Consider the following 19,006-nt stretch of genomic DNA (forward strand, 5'->3'; position numbering starts at 1 on the left):
GCAGCTCCGCCCCGCACCACCCGCGGTGCCTCGCACCGCCCCGCACCACCCCGCGTTGCACCGCGCCGCCCCACGCCGTCCGCGCTTGCATCGCATCGCACCGGCCCGTGCCGCCACACCCCCGCCAGGAGGCCCGCCCATGGCACCCCGTACGAAGAAGCCGACCACCACCGAGCCCACCCCCGCCGGAACGCAGCCGGCGGCCGAGCCGGCGTCGGACGCGGCGCCGCAGGCCGTGCCGCACGTGCGGGTCGCCGTCGTCGGCTCCGGCTTCGGCGGCCTCGGCGCCGGCGTCCGGCTGCGCCGGGCCGGGATCACCGAGTTCGTGATCCTGGAACGCGCGGACTCCGTCGGCGGCACCTGGCGCGACAACTCCTACCCGGGCTGCGCCTGCGACGTGCCCTCCCACCTGTACTCCTTCTCGTTCGCGCCGAACCCGGAGTGGCCCCGGGTGTTCTCCGGGCAGCCGGACATCCGCGCCTACCTGGAGAGGGTCGCCGACACCTTCGGCCTGCGCCCGCACCTGCGGTTCGGCGCCGAAGTCACCGAGCTGCGCTGGGAGGAGGAGCACACCCGCTGGCGGGTCACCACCCGCGCCGGGAGCTGGACCGCCGACGCCGTGGTCTCCGCCGCCGGGCCGCTCGCCGACCCGCAGATACCGCAGCTGCCCGGCCTGGACGGCTTCCCCGGCAAGGTCTTCCACTCCTCCCGCTGGGACCACGACTACGACCTGACGGGCAAGCGGGTCGCCGTCGTCGGCACCGGCGCGTCCGCCGCGCAGATCATCCCCGCGATCCAGCCCACCGTGGACAGCCTGACGGTCTTCCAGCGCACCCCCGCATGGGTCCTGCCGCGCGCCGACCGCGAGGTCACCGGCCTGGAGAAGTGGCTGCACAGCAAGCTCCCGCCCAGCGGGCTGCTGCGCCGCTCCGCGCTGTTCGTGATCCGCGAGCTCCAGGTGGACGCCTTTGTGCGCCGACCGCAACTCCTCAAGCTGGTCCAGCAGGTGGCGCTCCATCACATGCACCGCGCCGTCACGGACCCCGCGCTGCGGGCCAAGCTCACCCCGGACTACCGGATCGGCTGCAAGCGCATCCTGCTCAGCAACACCTACTACCCGGCGCTGGCCGCGCCGAACACCGAGGTGGTCGCGTCCGGCCTGCGCGAGCTCCGGGGCAGCACGCTGGTCGCCGCCGACGGCAGCGAGCACGAGGTCGACGCGATCGTGTTCGGCACCGGCTTCCACGTCACCGACCTGCCGATCGCCGAGCGGGTGTACGGGATCGGAGGCATGCCGCTGGCCGAAGCGTGGAAGGACGGTATGGAGGCGCTGCGCGGATCCACCGTGCGGGGCTTCCCCAACCTCTTCTTCCTGATCGGCCCGAACACCGGCCTGGGCAACAACTCGATGATCCTGATGATCGAGTCCCAGTTGAACTACGTGATCGACGCGCTCACCACTCTCGACTCGCTCGGTGCGACTGCCATGCAGCCCACCGAACGCGCGCAGCGCCAGTGGAACTTGGAACTCCAGCACCGGATGAGCCGCACGGTGTGGACCACCGGCGGCTGCCGCAGCTGGTACCTCGACCAGGACGGCAAGAACACCGTGCTGTGGCCGGCCTCCACCAGCGCCTTCCGCCGTGCCACCCGGCACGTCGACCTCGCCGAGTACGAACTCCTCAAGCGCACAGCCCCGTCGGGCGACGCGCTCGACCCCGAGGCGGTGCCCGTATGAGCCCCCGTATCCCCGCCGACTGCGTGCTGCCCGACCCGGCGGCCGTCCACACCGTCCGCTCCGCCGACGGCGCCGAACTCAACGTCGAGGAGTACGGGCCGGAGGGCGCGCCGCTGCTGGTGCTCTCGCACGGCTGGACGTGCGCCACCACGTTCTGGGCGCCCGTCATCAACCGGCTCGCCGCCGACTTCCGGGTGGTGGCCTACGACCAGCGCGGACACGGCCGCAGCCCCGCGCCGGCCGACGCCGCCGGGTACGGCGCCGACAAGCTCGCCGAGGACCTCGAAGCGGTGCTGACCGCGACCGTCCCGGCCGGGCGGCGCGCCGTGGTGGCCGGCCACAGCATGGGCGGCATGACCATCATGGCGGCCGGCGGACGCCCCGAGGTGGCCGCCCGCACCGCCGCCAACGTGCTGTTCAACACCGGCGCCGGCGAACTCGTCGACGAGCAGACCGTGCTGCCCGCCTTCGTGCGCGGCCGGAAGCTGCGGCGCCTGCTGAGCCGGCCGGTGCTCCAGTCGCGGCTGTCGCTCGGGCCGGTCAACGGCGTCAGCCGGGCCGTCCTCAAGTACGCCACCATGGGGCCCGCCACGCCCGCCGACCGGGTCGAGGCCTGCGCACAGGTGGTGCACGCCTGCCCGCCCAAGGTGCGCCACCGGTGGTCGATCGTGCTGGACGTGCTGGACGTGCACGCCGAACTGGCCCGGATCACCGCGCCGACCGCCGTCGTCACCAGCAGCAACGACAAGCTGACGCCGCCGGTGCACTCGCGCCGGATCGCCGCCGCGCTGGCCGATCCGCGCGGCCTGCTGGAACTCCCCGGCGCCGGCCACATGAGCCCGCTGGAGCGGCCCGCCGAGGTCGCCGCCGAGATCCGCCGGGTGGCCGCGCTGGTCGCCGACGACCTGGCGGCGGGCGCCGTCCCCGCCGGCGCCGCCCCCGACGGCGCGAGCGCCGTCGTTTCCGAACTCCCGTCCCAGTCCGCCGCCGTGGAGGAGACCGCATGACCCCGCCGCTGTCCTCGCAGGTCGTCGTCATCACCGGAGCCGCCCGCGGCCTCGGCGCGCTGATGGCCCGCAAGCTCGCCGACCGGGGCGCCAAGGTCGCGCTGGTCGGCCTGGAGCCCGCCGAACTCAAGGCGGTCGCCGCCCAGTGCGGCGAGCACGCCTCCGCCTGGGAGGCCGACGCCACCGACCTGGACGCGATGACCGAGATCGCGAACCGGATCAAGGACCGCTACGGGCGGATCGACACCGTGGTCGCCAACGCCGGCATCGCGCTCGGCGGCCCGATGCAGGACAGCGACCACCGGGCCTGGAGCCGGGTGATCGAGGTCAACCTGCTCGGCTCCGTCGCCACCGCCCGGGCCTTCCTGCCCGCGCTCGCCGAGAGCCGCGGCTACCTGCTGCAGATCGCCTCGCTGGCCGCGCTCACCCCCGCGCCGCTGATGTCCGCGTACTGCGCCTCCAAGGCCGGGGTCGAGTCCTTCGCCCACGCGCTGCGCGCCGAGGTCGCCTACCAGGGCGTCAAGGTCGGTGTCGGGTACCTGAGTTGGACCGACACCGACATGGTGCGCGGCGCCGACGAGGACGCGGTGCTGCGGCAGATGCGGGCCAAGCTGCCCTGGCCCGCCAACAAGACGTACCCGATCGGCCCGGCCGTGGACCGGCTGGTGGCCGGCATCGGCCGCCGCTCCGCGCACGTGTACGCGCAGGCCTGGCTGCGCGGCATGCAGCCGATCCGTGCCGTGCTGCCCGGCCTGATCGCCACGGTCGGCGCCCGCGACGTGGCCCGGCTCGCGCCGCAGCTGAAGGCCACCGCCGACACCCGCCTGCGTCCGGTCGGCGCGGGTGGGCAGGCCGACCAGAACGCCCGCGCCGGCAAAGCGGAGTGACGGTCGGTCGGATCATCACAAGATGATGAGCGGACAATCGGCCCCGGAGAGAGGCCGATTGCCCGCTCGTCATCGTCGGACGGCCCTACGGTCGGACCGGATGGAGGCGGTGCCGTCAGGTGCCGTGCACCGACAGCTCGTACAGCGAGTACCCCCACTGGGTGGCCCGCGCCGTGCCGTGGAAGCGCACGTACCGGGCCGCCGTCGGGGCGAACGCGGCGGTGTCGAGCCCGCCGTCGCCCGCCGAGGTGGACCAGACGGTGCGCCAGGTGCTGCCGTCCGTGGAGACCTCGATCCGGTAGCCGGCGGCGTAGGCCCGCTCCCAGTCCAGCGTCACCCGGTCCACGGTGTGCACCGCGCCCAGGTCGACGTTCAGCCACTGGTCGTCGCTCCAGTCGCTGGCCCAGCGGCTGTTGCGGTCGCCGTCCAGCGCCCGGCCGGGCTGGTAGGAGGTGAACGGGTTCCACTCCGAGGCGCTGGCGGTCGCGGTGGCCGTGCCGGTCGCCAACTCCCGTCCGGTGCTGTGCCGTTCGGTGGCCCGCCAGGTGCCCAGGTAGGACTGCGCGCCCTTCAGCAGGTCGTTCACCACGCCCTGGCCGCCGCTCAGCCGGATCTGCTCGATCCAGTCCGGCAGCAGGCCGGCGTGCGCCACGCCGTCCGTGTTGACGTCCCAGGTCCGGGAGCCGGTCACCTGACGGTCCAGCACCGAGCCGCCGTCCGCGCTGCGGAACGGGTACGTCACCGCGTTGGGCGCGCCCGCGCCGACCGGGCCCGGCCAGCCGCCGACGCCGTTCAGGTCGCTGCCGTAGCCGTAGCCGACCCCGTACTGGTCGCGCAGCGCCTTGGTGCGGTTCGCCTCGGCCACGAAGCCGTTCGCGTCGTGCGGGTACTGGGCCGCGAACCCGCCCAGCTTGTACAGGCGTTCGGTCCAGTTGAGGTCCATCCAGCTGTGGCTGGAGATCACGCCCGGATAGGCCTGCGACTCCAGGATCTCGAACGCGCTCCGCGCCGCCTTGACGCTCATGTGGTCGACTTCCAGCATCATGTGGCGGCTCATCATGCCGCGCAGCGCGTAGTCGCCGAGCTCGGTCAGCCCGCGGGTGTTGCACTGCGCGGACGACGAGTAGGTGGGCAGGTTCACCCCGGCGGGCAGCATCCCCTGGGCCTGCGCGGTGGGCAGCCCGATCGGGTTGTCGTGCTGCGGGCCGGTGCACTGCTCGGTGGTCCAGAAGGTGCCGGTGGAGAGGAACTGACCGGCGTTGACGGCCACGCCGGTGGTGCCCTCGTCGAAGCGCACGCCGCACAGCGCGTTGTCGAACTTGTGGCACAGGAACATGCTGCGGACGCCGAGCGCGTACAGCTCGTCCAGCCCGCGGTCGATCGCGGCCCGGTCGCACTGCGGCACGTCCAGGATCATCTTGCACCCGAACGGCTCGGAGGTCTCCACCCCGAGCACCACCGCCAACTTGCCCTGCTCGATCACCGATCGGGCCTGGTCGGAGTCGGTCACGATGCGGAACCAGCCCTTGCCGGGACCGCCGTACATGGTGTCGATGTACGACTGGAGCTCGTACGACTTGCGCGCCTCGGTGCGGATGGCGTCCATCTCGTCGCAGCCGCGGTCCTTGTACGGGTAGATCGAGCACAGCAGGCCGTTCGTCACCAGGTCGTTGACCAGGATCCGCTCGCCGCCGCGCCAGGCGCGCTCCACCCAGGCGTAGTAGTCCTGCTGGTGGCTGAGCGAGTCGTGGGCCGGCCAGTCGGCGAAGGTCGGCCAGCCGACCGGGTCGTGGTGGCCGTCGGCGCCGCCGGTGACGTTCTCGAACAGGGCGAGCGAACCGTCCGGGTAGTGCTCCGGGCAGTCCTTCAGCGCGTCCGCGGCGCCCTGCGGGGAGAACGCGGCGCCGCAGATCACCCGGCCGCCGAAACCCTCGGCGGACATCAGGTGGTTGTGCGCGTCGACGAAGCCGCGGACGCTGCCGTCGGCGGCCGTGCCGCGGAACGGCTCGCCCGTCACGTTGATCTGCGAGTCCGGCGCCGGACGCGCGGTGGGATTCCACCACCCGTCGGCGGCACGGGCGTTGGAGCCCGGCACGGCGCCACTGGCGAGCGCGGCGGCGAGCAGGAGCAGCGGGAGTAAGCGGGCGAGGGCGTTCCTGGTGCGGTGAACCCGGGTCATGGTCACCTCTCGGGTCGGGGAGGCGGCGGATTTCCCGAGAATCCTGGAGCTGTTGACAGCCCGTCAATACTTCGGACCGGATTACTTACTGGTCAGTATCAAGTGGCGAGGTGGGCCGACATGTCGACAGATCGCCAGATCCGGCAGGCATGGGGCCCATAACGCGCGACGGGCCCGGCCCGTGCGGACGGGGTCGGGCCCGAGCAGGCGAAGGCACGCCGGCCGTCAGGACCGCCGGGGTCGGGGACGGGCCGGGCGCGCGACTTCTATGGAGCGGGGGCGAAGCTGAAACAGCATCAGTTTCTCCTGGGCGAGGCGGACACCGCGTGGGACAGCGGCGATGCCCGAAACCGTAGGGTGATCGGACCAACGCCACGACGGGGCGCGCCGCCACCGCCCCGCGCATCCCTCGAAGGGCCGACGGGCCCGCGGCGCCGACCCGGTACGGTCGTGCCCATGACCACAGCTCTCATCACCGGCGCCACCGCCGGCATCGGCGCCGCCTTCGCCGACCGCCTCGCCCGCGACGGCCGCGACCTGGTGCTGGTCGCCCGCGACACCGAACGCCTGCGGAAGTCCGCCGAGGAACTCGCCGGGCGCTACGGCGTCCAGGTCGAGACCCTCACCGCCGACCTCGCCACCGACGCCGGCATCGGCGCCGTCGAGGACCGGCTGCGGGACGACGCCCGGCCCGTCGACCTGCTGATCAACAACGCCGGCTTCGGCAACCGCGGCGCGTACCTGGACGTGCCCGTCCAGGACGAACTCGACATGCTCAAGGTCCACATCGAGGCCGTGCTGCGCACCACCACGGCCGCCGTCCCCGGCATGCGCGAGCGCGGCTTCGGCGGGATCGTCAACGTCGCCTCGGTGGCGGCGTTCGTGCCGCGGGGCACCTACGGCGCGACCAAGGCGTGGGTGGTCAACTTCACCCTCGGCATCGCCCGCGACCTGGCCGGCAGCGGGGTCCGGCTCCAGGCGCTCTGCCCCGGCTTCACCCGCACCGAGTTCCACCAGCGGGCCGGCATGGGCACCTCCTCCATCCCCGCCTGGGGCTGGCTCAGCGCGGAGCGGGTCGTCGACGAGTCCCTCCGCGACCTCGCCCGCAACCGGCCGCTGTCCGTGCCGGGGAAGCGGTACAAGGCGGCGGTCACGGCGGCGCGACTGCTGCCGGTGGGCGGGCTGGGCGGGCCTCTCGACCACGGCGGGGGCGCGACTATCGGAAGAAGTAGCGAGAGCCGCGTCCGCCAGGTCGCGACCGCGTGCCCGTCATTGCCGGTGTCTGTGCCGTTCGCCCCCTCGAGAAGTTATTAGGTTTGCTAATGGTGAGTGAAGCTCGGTAAGCTCGGAAGGTCATGTCCGCCGAGCTACGGGAGGTTTCCGTGCGGTTGAACCGGATCGAGTGGGAGCCGCCCGAGGGGGTGGCGAAGGAGCCGGCTCAGGTGCGGCGGATCCTGGGGCTGTTCCGGCCGTACGCCGGGCGGCTGGCCGTGGTGGGGCTGCTGGTGGCGGCGTCCGCGGTGGTGTCGGTGGTGACGCCGTTCCTGTTGCGGGCGGTGCTGGACACGGCGATACCGGAGCGGCGGACGGGGCTGCTGACGCTGCTCGCGCTCGGGATGATCGCGGCGGCCGTGGTCACCAGTGTGCTCAACGTGCTGCAGACGCTGATCTCGACCACCGTCGGGCAGCGCGTCATGCACGACCTGCGGACGTCGGTGTACCGGCACCTGCAGCGGATGTCGCTGGCGTTCTTCACCCGGACCCGCACCGGTGAGGTGCAGTCCCGGATCGCCAACGACATCGGCGGGATGCAGTCCACCGTCACCGGCACGGCGACCTCGCTGGTGTCGAACCTGACGGCCGTGGTGGCCAGCGTGGTCGCGATGGTCGCGCTGGACTGGCGGCTGACGATCGTCTCGCTGCTGCTGCTCCCGCTGTTCGTGTGGATCAGCCGCCGGGTCGGCCGGGAGCGGAAGAAGATCACCGGGGAGCGGCAGCGCCAACTCGCCAAGCTCTCCTCCGCGGTGCAGGAGTCGCTGTCGGTCAGCGGCATCCTGCTCGGCCGGACGATGGGCCGGTCGGCCTCGCTGACCAGCGAATTCGCCACTCAGTCGGACGAGTTGGCGGCCCTGGAGGTGCGCTCCAGCATGGCCGGCCGGTGGCGGATGTCGACCATCGGGATCGTGATGGCGGCGATGCCGGCGATGATCTACTGGGCGGCGGGGCTGGCCAGTTCGGCCGGTGCGCCGATCGTCTCGCTGGGCACGCTGGTCGCGTTCGTCTCGCTCCAGCAGGGCCTGTTCCGGCCCACCGTCAGCCTGCTGTCCACCGGCGTGGAGGTGCAGACCTCGCTGGCCCTGTTCCAGCGGATCTTCGAGTACCTGGACCTGCCGGTGGAGATCGACGAACCCGCGCACCCCGTCCGGCTGGAGCGGATCCGCGGCGACGTGCGCTTCGAGGACGTGGAGTTCCACTACCGGCCCGGGCAGGACCGGCCGACGCTGGCCGCCATCGACCTGACCGTGCCGGCCGGCGGCTCGCTGGCCGTGGTCGGCGAGACGGGATCCGGGAAGTCGACGCTGTCCTACCTGGTGCCGCGGCTGTACGACGTCACCGGCGGGCGGGTGCTGATCGACGGGGTGGACGTGCGCGAGCTGTCGTTCGAGACGCTGGCCCGGGCGGTCGGGGTGGTCTCGCAGGAGACGTACCTGTTCCACGCGTCGGTCGCCGACAACCTGCGCTTCGCCAAGCCCGGCGCCACCGACGAGGAGCTGGTCGCCGCCGCGAAGGCCGCGCAGATCCACGACATGATCGCCGAACTCCCGGACGGCTACGACACCCTGGTGGGGGAGCGCGGCTACCGCTTCTCCGGCGGCGAGAAGCAGCGGCTGGCGATCGCCCGCACGGTGCTGCGCAACCCGCCGGTGCTGATCCTGGACGAGGCCACCAGCGCGCTGGACAACCAGACCGAGCTGGCGGTCCAGCAGGCGCTGGACGCGCTGGCCGAGGGCCGCACCACGATCACCATCGCGCACCGGCTGTCGACCGTCCGGGACGCCGACCAGATCGCCGTCCTGGACCGCGGCGCGATCGTCGAACTCGGCACCCACGAGCAGCTGGTGGCCCGGGAGGGCCGGTACGCCGCGCTGCTCGACCGGGAGGCGCCGGTGCCGGCGGCCGCGGCCTGACGGGGCCTCAGGCGGCCTTCGGGACCTCGTTGTACTGCTCGGCGAGCTCCTGGCCGGACAGCTGCTGGATGGCGGCCATCACCTCGTCGGTGACCTGCCGGCGGGCCTTCGCGGAGCGGGCCTGGCCGTGCAGGTCGTCGAAGCGCAGCGGCTCGCCGAACCTGACGGTGATCCTCCGGATGCGCGGAATGCGCTTTCCGACCGGGAGGATGTGCTGCGGGCCCTCCAGCGCGACCGGGACGACCGGTACGCCGGCGGTCAGCGCCAGCCAGGCGACGCCGGTCTTGCCGCGGTACAGGCGGCCGTCCAGCGAGCGGGTGCCCTCCGGGTAGATGCCGAAGGCCCGGCCGGACTCGAGGATCTGCAGGCCCTCCTCCAGCGAGGCGGTGGCGGCCCGGACGCTGCCGCGCTCGACCGGCACGGCGTTGATCACGTGGGTGAAGAAGTACCGGGAGATCGCGCCCTTGAGGCCGGTGCCGGTGAAGTACTCGGCCTTCGCCAGGAAGAACACCTGACGCGGCGCGGCCAGCGGGATCACCACGCTGTCCACGAACGACAGGTGATTGCTCGCCAGGATCACTCCGCCCTTTCTCGGCACGTTCTCCAGGCCCTCGATGGTGGGCCGGTAGACGGCCCTCGCGAGGGGCTTGAGCACGAGCTTGGTGACGAGGTCGATCAACTGGCCCTCCCTGGCCGGATGTCGGACCGCCCGGGGCCCAAGGACGGCGCCTGCCGAGGGGCGGGGCACGCGGCTCGGACGGAGGTCGGACCACTGGGTTCGCACCGCAGACTACGACACTTCCCCCGCCGCCCGTCCACCACCCGCCGCAATCACGCCGCTGCGATCCTCGTCACGTCCACCTGGTGGGAAAGCGCCCTCCCACCTGGTGAGCGGCGGCCCAGCAGGTGAGACGGCGTCCGCGGGAGGGGTCAGCGGCGGACCGGGAAGATCCGGCTGACCACGCGCTCGGCGGCCCGGCCGTCGTCCCACGGGCAGAACCGCTCGCGGAAGCGCTGCCGCGCGGCCGGCTCCGGGTCGCCCGCGAGCACCGCCGCGGTCAGCGCGTCCTGGTCGGTGGCGACCGCGCCGGGCGGCTCCTTCATCAGGTCGAAGTAGACGCCGCGGACCTGCTGGTACTCCTCCCAGTCGGGGGCGTACACGGCGATCGGCCGGTCCAGCACCGCGTAGTCGAACATCATCGACGAGTAGTCGGTGACCAGGGTGTCCGCGGCCAGGTACAGGTCCTCCACCGAGGGGTGGTCGGAGACGTCCAGCAGCCGGGCCGAGCCCTCGGTCGCCGTCAGGTCGCCCGCGCCGCCGTCGTGGAAGTAGTGGGTGCGCACCAGCACCGTCCAGCCGGGGCCGAGCCGTTCGGCCAGCGCCGGCAGGTCCAGCAGCGGCAGGTAGCCGCCCCGGGACTCGCGGTGGGTCGGCGCGTACAGCACGGTGCGCTGCCCGGGGGCGATGCCCAGCTCGCGGCGGACCCGCGCGCACTCCTCCGAAGTGGCGTGCACCAGGCGGTCGTTGCGCGGGTAGCCGGTGTCCAGGATCTGGTAGGTGCCGGGGAAGGCGCGGGCGAAGTGCTCGCTGGTGTGCGGGTTCGGGGACACCAGGTAGTCCCAGCGCGCCACCGCCTCGCGCAGCCGCTCGAAGTCCATCCCGTCCGCCGCGACCGGGTGGTCCACCAGGTCCATGCCCATCGCCTTCAGCGGCGTCCCGTGCTGGGTCTGCACGTGCACGGTGCCGGTCCGCTTCGCCATGGTGTGCGGGAAGTTGACGTTGTTGACGAAGTACTTGGCGGTGGCCATCGCCTTCAGGTACGCGGGGGTGTTGACGATCACGTACGGCACGCCGTCCGGCAGCGTCGCGGCCCGCGCCGCGTTCTCCACCACCCACACGCCGCGCACCTGCGGGGCCAGCTCCCGGGCCTTCTCGTAGATCGCCGCCGGGTTGCAGGCGTACCCGCGGTGCCAGTACGCGGCGTACACCGCCAGGTGCTCGTCGATCGGCAGCCGCCGGAACGCGTTGTACGCGGTGAACCGGGCGCCGCTGCGGACCGCCTTCTTCACCCCGGGCGCGACCGCCCGGGTGCCGCGCTTGACGGCGCCCGGGAGCCGGCCGCCGCGGCGCAGCTCGGCGTAGGCCCGCCGGGAGCCGCGGGCGGCCAGCCGGTACTGGATGCCGCGCACGCCGGACGGGTAGTGGTAGCCGGCCGGGCGGTGCTTGGCGAAGTGGCCGGTGATCCGGGCGAAGAACTCGGCGCGCAGCTCGACCGGGACGAGCCCCGGGCTGTCGTAGATGGTGAGGGCCTGCTTGACGGTGCGGTCGAAGACCAGGGTGCGCAGCCGGTCGGCCCGCTCGTTGCGGTCCAGGAAGGCGAAGATCGCGTCGTACTGGGCGAAGGCGTCGGCGTGCTTGGCGGAGGCGGTGGCGGTGATCGCGCCGGGGCGGCCGCGCCGGTAGCGGTAGCAGGGGCGGTCGAGGTAGACCAGCCGGTCGGCGGCGAGCAGCAGCGGGTAGGTGACCGAGATGTCCTCGTAGTGGCCGCGGCCGAAGTGCACGTCCAGGTCGAGCAGGTACTGCCGGCGCATGATCTTGTTCCACACGGCGAGCACCGAGTTGAACAGCGCCGGGTGCTCGGCGGCGGTGCAGCCGGACACCAGCGGGGAGCCGGCCAGCACGTGCCGCCAGGGGTTCGGCTCCTCGCCGCCGTCGTGGTAGACGTGCGTGAAGTCGGTGAGCAGGACGTCGGCGGGCAGTTCGCGGGCGGTCTCGGCGCGCAGTTCGGCGAGGACGGCGTCGATGGTGCCCTCGGGCAGCCAGTCGTCGCTGTCGACGAACCAGACGTAGGTGCCGGTGGCCTCGGCGAGGCCGGCGGTGCGGGCGCCGCCCAGGCCCTGATTCTCCGTCAGGTGCAGGACCCGCATCCGGGGGTCGCCGGCCGCGTGCGCGTCCAGCAGGGCGCCGCTGCGGTCGGGGGAGCGGTCGTCCACCGCGATCAGTTCGACCTCGCCGGGGGCGGCCCCGTCGGCCCGGAGCGAGTCCAGGCACTGCGGCAGGAAGCGTTCCACGCCGTGGACGGGCAGGACGATGCTGAGCAGGGGTGGCACGTGCGTTCACTCCGCGAAGGGATCGGTGGCTCCGGCAGGTCGCCCGGTCCCCGCACACTCTACCGAGCGCCTACGCGCGTCCCCAGGGCGCGGCCGGAGCCGCGGCACCCCGGGCGCAGGTGGTCGGGGTGGCCGGGGTGCCGCGGGCGGCTGAAACGCGACCGCCGGTGCCGCGCCGTTGAAGCGGCGGCACCGGCAGCCCGGTTGGCGATCCGACCGACCCTCAACGGTCGACCGCCGGTCCGTGCACCACGCCGGAGTCGGGCCGCCGCAGCGTCGAGACGGCCCTAAGGTGACTCTCTGTGATGCCGGAAGACTGTGGTGTGACGATCAGGTGATTCGTTCATACTCGAACACACTCGATCGGGATGGAACGGACGAGACCCGTGATCCCGTGCCGATACAGATATTGCTTGGAGGTTTCGACCACGTCAATCCCTCGTATGTGTTCAATTTCTGAACTCTGGGTTGCGCGGCCGTCGGTGCCCGGTGCGCGGACCGTGCGCAGCCCATTGCCCGACCCGGCGGCCGCTCCTATATTGACGCAACGTCTCACAAGGGGGTCGGAGAAGGATGCCCAGCACACCGCCCGTGCGGCCGGTCAGCCCCGTCCTGCGCACCCTCGTCCTCGCACCGCTCGCGCTGGCCGCCGCCTGGACCTTCCTCACCCTGTGGCCCGCCGCCGGCTCCACCGACAGCCTGTTCGCCTGGGCGATGTCCCCCGTCACCGCCACCCTGCTCGGCTCCGCGTACGGCGGCGCCGCCGTCATGCTGCTGCTCGCCGCCCGCGCCCGCAGCTGGGCCGAGGTCCGGGTGGTCACCGCCGCCAGCTGCCTGCTGATGCTGCTGATGCTCGCCGCCACCCTCGCCGACCGGGCCGCCCTGCACCTGCACGGCGGCCCGGTCCTCGGCTTCTTCGGTGCCTGGGGCTGGCTCGCCGTCCACCTCGCCGCCCCGCCGATCGGCCTGGTCGCCCTCGGCGCCCAGTACCTCACCCGCGGCCCCGCCCCCGCCCGCACCCCCCGACTGCCCTGGTGGGTCGCCGGCCCCATGGTCAGCGGCGGCGCCGTGCTGGTGCTGCTCGGCGCCGTCCTCGCGCTGCGCCCCGAGGGGTTCGCCGCGCACTGGCCGTGGACCGCCCGCCCGCTCGACATCCGCGCGCTCGGCGCCTGGGCCGCCACCTTCGGCGCCGCGCTGCTGCTGGCCAGCCGGGAGGCCGAACTGCGCCGGGTCCGCAGCGGGATGGCCGCGCTGGTGCTCACCGGACTGCTCGGCCTGGCCGGCCTGGTCCGCTACGGCAGCCGGATCGCCTGGCACCAACCGGCGGCCTGGGTCGCCGTCCTGGTCCTCACCGCGCTGCTCGGCCTCGGCCTGTGCGGCTACGGCGTCTCCGCGCTGCTCGACCCGCCGGGCGACCGCCGGCCCCCGCGCGAGGTCGAACTGGCCTGAGGCCGGGGCCTGTTGTGAGGGTGCTCCGGCGGAGCCGCGCCGATCCGGGGTCGAACCGGTGGGGGAGCGGTGCACACGCGTGCGCCCCGCGCGCCCCGTCGCGGCAGCGCGCCCCACGAACAACCCGAGCCGCCGCAGCACCTGACGCCCGGTCATGCTTGGATGGTGCACCATCAACCGATGCGCAGTCGTGACCGATACCACCGTACTCGGGTGGAGCGTCACTTCCGTTCGCACGATACGGTGGCAGAACACCAGGACGGTTGTGTGAAGGCCGTCATAGCCGGATAGTCTTCGCCTCACGGCCCTGGCGCCTCGTAGGGGTGGGAAACAGATGGAACAGATGCAAGTGCGGACGCGGCCCCGGGTGCCCGCGGTCCAGTGCGGCGTCGGCGCGACCGGCCGCCGGATCGACCGACACCTCGCCGTGCTCGGCGCGCCCGCGCTCTCGGCGGTGGACACGGCAGAAGCGCTCGGCCTGATAAGAGAACTGACGCCGCGTGGACCCAGCGTCCCGGTCGCCGTGCCCCGGCGCTCCGTGCGGGTCTCGCTGATGGCCCCGCTGCGCCGCCTCAAGCGCAGCATGTTCGGCAGCCGAGGCTGAGCACGCCGACGTGAGGACGGGCGGCCCCGCCGCTCGTCACCGCGCACCCGACGGACCGTGGGTCCGTCGGGCTTTCGGCGTCCCCCGGAGCCGAACCGCCCTTCCCTGGCGCGCGGTTGCGGTGCGCTGGCGCGCCCTGGCGGGCCACCTTGCGGTCGGGTGGCGTTCGTCCGCGGCCCCTGGGGGAGGCGCCTCAAGATCGGCCAGGATGGCCCCATGTCCGACACCTTCCGCACCACCGTGCTCGATGTGACCACCGGCCCCAGGGAGACCGCCCTCGACATCACCGACCGCTGCCACGCCTTCCTCCGGGACGTCGCCGGCGGGCGCGACGGCCTGCTGAACGTCTTCGTCCCGCACGCCACCGCGGGCATCGCCGTGATCGAGACCGGCTCCGGCAGCGACGACGACCTGCTCGCCACCCTGCGCGAGCTGCTGCCCGCCGACGACCGCTGGCGCCACCGGCACGGCAGCCCCGGCCACGGCCGCGACCACGTGCTGCCCGGACTGGTCGCCCCGCACGCCACCCTGCCGGTGGTCGGCGGGCAACTCGCCCTCGGCATCTGGCAGTCGGTGGTCCTGATCGACACCAACGGCGACAACCCGGAACGCACCCTGCGACTGTCCTTCTTCGGCTGATCCCTGCTTGCACACCTGTGGGAGCACCCGGGCCCCCGAAGTGGGGGCGGGGCCCGGACGGCAGGGACGTACCCTGGAGGCATGGCAGAGACCGAGAGGCCCGTCGCGGACGCCGAGCAGATCTGCGAGGTGTCCGCCGACCCCGAGCAGGCCCGCCGCGGACTGCGGCCCGGCGGCCCGGCGAGCGCGCCGCGTGCGTCCGGTGCGGCGGCGAGACCGAGTTCCCGGCCGAGACCCCCGGCGCCACCCTGTGCCCCGTCTGCACCTGGCAGCAGGCCCAGCGCGCCGCCTGCTCCGGCTGACGGCCCGTCGGACGTCCGCCCGATGAACGTGATCGCCCCGAGCGCCGCCGGCCTGCTGGAACGCCCGCACGCCACGCTCGCCTTCGACACCGCCGGCCGCACCGGCCCGCTCGCCGTGCACGCCCACGGCTCGCTCTCCAGCCGGGCCCACGAGCAGCGCGCCGGACTGTTCGACTGGACGCCGCTCACCGCCACCCACCGGCTGACCCGCTACGACGCCCGCGGCCACGGCCGCTCCACCGGCCGGGCCGTCCCCGCCGACTACGGCTACCCCGCGCTCGCCGAGGACCTGCTCGCGCTCTGCGACCACCTCTCGCCGGACGAACCCGTCACCGCGCTCGGCGCGTCCATGGGCGCCGCGACCGTCCTGTGGGCCGCACTCGCCCGGCCCGAACGCTTCTCCCGCCTGGTGCTCGCGATCCCGGCCGTCGCCTGGGAGGCCCGGGCGCCCGCCGCGAGGGGCTGCGCACCGCCGCCACCCTGGTCGAACGGCGCGGCACGGGCGCGCTGCGGGCCGCCGCGAGGATCGCCGGCCCGCCGCCGGTGCTCGCCGAAGTCCCGCAGTACCCGGGCGAGTTCGACGCCGCCGAGGAGCTCGTCCCGGCCATCCTGCGGGCCGCCGCCGAGGCCGACCTGCCCGCGCCCGACCGCCTGCGCGAGCTCCCCCACCCCACCCTGATCCTCAGCTGGCCCACCGACCCGGTCCACCCCGCCGGCACCGCCCGCACCCTCGCCGCGCACCTCCCCGACGCCCGGCTGCACCCGGCCGGGACTCTGGCGGACATCAGGAGCTGGGGCGAGGTCGCGGCGGACTTCCTGGCGGCGCCCCGGGCGTGACGGCGCGTCAGGCGTCCTCGCGGGTGGTGTGGTGGGTGGTGGAGCCGTGGCGGTGCTTGCGGATCAGCAGCTGGGCGGGGATCCGGGTGCGCAGGTCGGCGACGTGGCTGACGATGCCCACCGCGCGGTCGCGCTCGCGGAGCGAGTCGAGGACGTCCATGACCTCTTCGAGGGTGTTCTCGTCGAGGGTGCCGAAGCCCTCGTCGATGAAGAGGGTGTCCAGCGGCATGCCGCCGGCCTCGTCGGTGACCACGTCGGCCAGGCCGAGGGCCAGGGCCAGCGAGGCGAAGAAGGACTCGCCGCCGGAGAGCGTCGCGGTGTCGCGCTCCCGGCCGGTCCAGGCGTCGACGACGTGCAGGGAGAGGCCCGAGCGCTTGGTGCCGGACACCAGCCCGTCGCTGTGGACCAGGGTGTAGCGGCCGCCGGACATCTTCAGCAGCCGCTGGCTGGCCGCGGCCGCGACCTGCTCCAGGCGGGCGGCCAGGACGTACGACTCCAGGCGCATCCGCAGGGCGTTCTCGGCGGGCGCGCCGGCCAGCAGCGCGGCGAGGCGGCTGATCCGGGCGTACGCGTCGAGGACGGGGGCGACGGCGGCGGCGAGGGCGGTCAGCGCGTCGGTGATCCGGGCCAGCGCGGCGACCCGGTCGACCGCCGTGCGGTGCGCCGTGTCGGCGGTGCGCAGGGCGGCCGTGGCGTGCTCCTCGGCGGTCCGCGCGGACGCGGCGTCCGCCGGCGGGAGTTCGGCGGCGGCGCGCAGCTCCGGGTCGGCGAGGCGGGCGGCGGCCTGCTCCCGCGCCGCGTCCAGCTGCTCGAACTGCCGCTGCAGGGCGTCGCGCCGATGGGCGGGGAGTTCGGCGGCGGCCAGCGCCACCAGGTCGGCGAAGCCCGCGTCCGCGGCGGCCCGCTCCAGCGCGCCGGTGGCCTCGGCGAGGCGGGCGGCGGCCTCGGCGCTGCTGCGGGCCGCGTCGAGGACGGCGGTGACGGCGGCGGCGAGGGCGTCCACCGCGGCGGCCCGGGCCGCCACCGACGGGGCGTCACCCCGGGCGGCGGCGATCCGCCCGGCCAGCGTGTCGAGTTCGACCGCGACGGCGCCCAGCCGGTCCGCGAGGACGGCGCCGCGCTCGCCGGCCTGCCGCAGCCGCTCGCTGCGGGCCCGGCGTTCGTGTTCCAGCCGCTCCACCTGCTGGCCGAGCGGCACCAGCTGCTCCGCGGTGTGCAGGGCCGCGCGCCGCCGCGCCGTCGACTCGTCGATCTCGGCGGCGAGTTCGGCGACCGAGCGGCCCGCCGCGGCGGCCTCGGCGGCCGCCGCGTCCACCTGGAGGGCGCCCAGGCGGTGCCTGGCGGCGTCGAGTTCACCCTCGGCGGCCTGCTGGGCGGCGCGGGCACGCTGCTCGTCGGCGGCCGTCACCTGCGCCGCCGAGGGGCGGCCGGGGCCGGGTGCTCGGGCGAGCCGCAGACCCGGCACGGGTCGCCGGCGGTCAGCTGGGCGGCCAACTCGGCGGCCATGCCCGCGAGTCGGCGCTCCTGGAGGTCCAGGGTGCGGGCCCGGGCGGTCAGCGCGGCGTCCGTTCGGTCACGGACCTGCGCCTGTGCCTCGGCCAACGCGCCACGCAGGCGCAGGTGCCGCCGCGCCGCATCCTGACGCGACGTCAACTCGGCGTGCTCGGCGTCGAGTCGGGTGAGCAGGGCGTGCGCGTCGCGGGCCGCGTCGAGTTCGGCGTGCAGCTGCTTCAACTGGTCGTCGTAGCCGCCCAGCCAGTCCTGCGACTCCTCCGCCAGGTCGTCCGCCCGCTTCTGCTCGGCCACCAGCTCGGAGCGTTCGGCCAGCAGCCGGGCGTGCCGCTGCTCGTCCGCGCGGGCGGCCGCCAGCGACGCCGCCTCGGTGCGCAGCACGCCCTCGGCGGCGGCGAGTTGCGCGGCGGTCCGGACCTCGCCGAGCAGCTGCGCGGCCCACGGCGCGGCGGCCCGGGCGGCGAGCCCGCTGCGGTGCGCGGACTCGGCGTCGGCGGCCGCGCGGTGCGCGGCCAGCGCGCCCCGGTGCAGGGCGCGCAGCGGGGCCAGTGCCTCGGCGGCCAGCGCGGTGCGCAGCGCGGCCCGGTCGGCGGCGGACTCCCGTTCGGCGTCGGCGAGGCGGAGCTGCTGCTGCTGTGCGGCGCGGTACCGCTGCTGACGGTCCGCCAGGGCGGTCTGCGCGTCCAGCCGGGCGCGGGCCCGGCCCGGGCCCGCTCGGCGGCTTCCAGCGCCAGCTCCGTCGCGGCGACCCGCTCGGCGGCGGCGCCGCGCAGCATCGCGGCCCAGGCCAGCGCGTCGGCGGTCGAGGCGTCGTCGCCGGGGCGGTGCGCGGCGGCGTCCGCGGCGAGCGGCCCGGCGGCCTCCTCGGCGCGGGCCACCAGGTCGCGCAGCTGCTGCCGGCCCGCCTGCACCTGGTGCTCCTGGCGGAGCCGGCGGTCCGCCGTCCAGCGCTCCAACTGCTCGAAGCGGCCGGTGTCGAAGAGCTTGCCCAGCAGGTCGGCGCGCTGCTTGGAGTCCGCGCGCAGGAACCGCGCGAAGTCGCCCTGCGGCAGCAGCACCACCTGGCAGAACTGGTCCCGGCTCATGCCGAGCAGCCGGGTCAGCTCCTCGCCGGCCTCCTGGTGCGACCTGCTGAGCGCGACCCAGCCCGGCTCGCCCTCCCCGGCGTCCGCGACCCACTCGCGCAGCAGGGTCTGCGCCTTGTCCTGGGTGAACCCCGAGCCGCGCTTCTTCGGCCGCGACTGCTCGGGGCAGCGGGTGATCTCCAGCCGCCGCCCGCCGAGCGTCGCCTCCAGCACCACCTCGGTGCGGCGGGCCTGGTCGGCGTGGTCGCTGCGCACGCCGTTGCTCTTCCGCGAGCCCGGCAGCTCGCCGTACAGCGCGTAGCAGACCGCGTCCAGCACGCTGCTCTTGCCCGCACCGGTCGCCCCGCGCAGCAGGAACAGGCCGGACGCGGTGAGCCGGTCGAAGTCGATCCGCTCCGTCGACGCGAACGGGCCGAACGCGGTGACGGTGAGCCGGTGCAGCCTCATCGGGCGGTCCCCTCGGACAGG

Annotated in this window: 12 protein-coding genes and 1 pseudogene; 9 read left to right on the top strand and 4 right to left on the bottom strand. The window is 74.2% G+C overall.

The window, feature by feature from the left end:
• Nucleotides 1-139 precede the first annotated feature (139 nt).
• The 3 genes from KCH_RS30110 to KCH_RS30120 are packed head-to-tail and all read left to right on the top strand — an operon-like array spanning nt 140 to nt 3,632.
• The gene (locus tag KCH_RS30110; RefSeq protein ID WP_084224000.1) at nt 140-1,738 is read left to right on the top strand and encodes a flavin-containing monooxygenase; all 1,599 of its coding nucleotides are present in this window, start codon (nt 140-142) and stop codon (nt 1,736-1,738) included.
• Nucleotides 1,735-2,745 (top strand): alpha/beta fold hydrolase, encoded by a 1,011-nt coding sequence (locus tag KCH_RS30115; RefSeq protein ID WP_035868149.1) that lies wholly within the window; start codon nt 1,735-1,737, stop codon nt 2,743-2,745. The genes KCH_RS30110 and KCH_RS30115 overlap by 4 nt, the downstream gene beginning before the upstream one ends.
• The gene (locus KCH_RS30120; protein WP_035868151.1) at nt 2,742-3,632 is read left to right on the top strand and encodes an SDR family oxidoreductase; all 891 of its coding nucleotides are present in this window, start codon (nt 2,742-2,744) and stop codon (nt 3,630-3,632) included. The genes KCH_RS30115 and KCH_RS30120 overlap by 4 nt, the downstream gene beginning before the upstream one ends.
• A 115-nt stretch (nt 3,633-3,747) precedes the next feature.
• Here KCH_RS30120 and KCH_RS30125 read toward each other — a convergent pair whose 3' ends face one another.
• Nucleotides 3,748-5,811: a discoidin domain-containing protein gene (locus tag KCH_RS30125; RefSeq protein ID WP_051654069.1), complete on the bottom strand. Its 2,064-nt coding sequence runs from the start codon at nt 5,809-5,811 to the stop codon at nt 3,748-3,750.
• Nucleotides 5,812-6,267: 456 nt separating this feature from the next.
• Here KCH_RS30125 and KCH_RS30130 point away from each other — a divergent pair, with 456 nt between their 5' ends.
• Nucleotides 6,268-7,125 (top strand): SDR family NAD(P)-dependent oxidoreductase, encoded by an 858-nt coding sequence (locus KCH_RS30130; protein ID WP_084224001.1) that lies wholly within the window; start codon nt 6,268-6,270, stop codon nt 7,123-7,125.
• 41 nt (nt 7,126-7,166) lie between these two features.
• The gene (locus KCH_RS30135) at nt 7,167-8,999 is read left to right on the top strand and encodes an ABC transporter ATP-binding protein (RefSeq protein ID WP_244305487.1); all 1,833 of its coding nucleotides are present in this window, start codon (nt 7,167-7,169) and stop codon (nt 8,997-8,999) included.
• A gap of 7 nt (nt 9,000-9,006) precedes the next feature.
• Here the strand turns inward: KCH_RS30135 and KCH_RS30140 are convergent, their stop codons facing one another.
• On the bottom strand, nt 9,007-9,678 hold the full coding sequence (locus KCH_RS30140; protein ID WP_035868156.1) for a lysophospholipid acyltransferase family protein: 672 nt from the start codon (nt 9,676-9,678) through the stop codon (nt 9,007-9,009).
• 251 nt (nt 9,679-9,929) lie between these two features.
• Nucleotides 9,930-12,110 (bottom strand): bifunctional glycosyltransferase/CDP-glycerol:glycerophosphate glycerophosphotransferase, encoded by a 2,181-nt coding sequence (locus tag KCH_RS30145; protein WP_084224002.1) that lies wholly within the window; start codon nt 12,108-12,110, stop codon nt 9,930-9,932.
• Between the two features lie 573 nt (nt 12,111-12,683).
• On the opposite strand from KCH_RS30145, the gene KCH_RS30150 reads away from it, so the two are divergent.
• The 4 genes from KCH_RS30150 to KCH_RS30165 all read left to right on the top strand — a co-directional run bounded on the left by KCH_RS30150 (nt 12,684) and on the right by KCH_RS30165 (nt 15,783).
• Entirely contained in the window at nt 12,684-13,559 is an 876-nt protein-coding gene (locus KCH_RS30150; RefSeq protein ID WP_157032254.1) for a hypothetical protein, read from the top strand.
• Nucleotides 13,560-13,893: 334 nt separating this feature from the next.
• A complete protein-coding gene (locus KCH_RS30155; RefSeq protein ID WP_035868160.1) occupies nt 13,894-14,163 on the top strand; it encodes a hypothetical protein in 270 nt (89 codons plus the stop codon).
• 216 nt (nt 14,164-14,379) lie between these two features.
• Nucleotides 14,380-14,802 (top strand): YjbQ family protein, encoded by a 423-nt coding sequence (locus KCH_RS30160; protein ID WP_035868162.1) that lies wholly within the window; start codon nt 14,380-14,382, stop codon nt 14,800-14,802.
• 324 nt (nt 14,803-15,126) lie between these two features.
• Nucleotides 15,127-15,783, top strand: coding sequence for an alpha/beta fold hydrolase (locus KCH_RS30165; RefSeq protein ID WP_244305488.1), 657 nt, complete (start codon nt 15,127-15,129; stop codon nt 15,781-15,783).
• Nucleotides 15,784-15,948: 165 nt separating this feature from the next.
• Here KCH_RS30165 and KCH_RS47685 read toward each other — a convergent pair.
• Nucleotides 15,949-18,985 (bottom strand): annotated as a pseudogene (locus tag KCH_RS47685) (AAA family ATPase).
• Between the last annotated feature and the right edge of the window lie 21 nt (nt 18,986-19,006).

Origin of the sequence: Kitasatospora cheerisanensis KCTC 2395 (assembly GCF_000696185.1) — a bacterium.
Taxonomy (GTDB): domain Bacteria; phylum Actinomycetota; class Actinomycetes; order Streptomycetales; family Streptomycetaceae; genus Kitasatospora; species Kitasatospora cheerisanensis.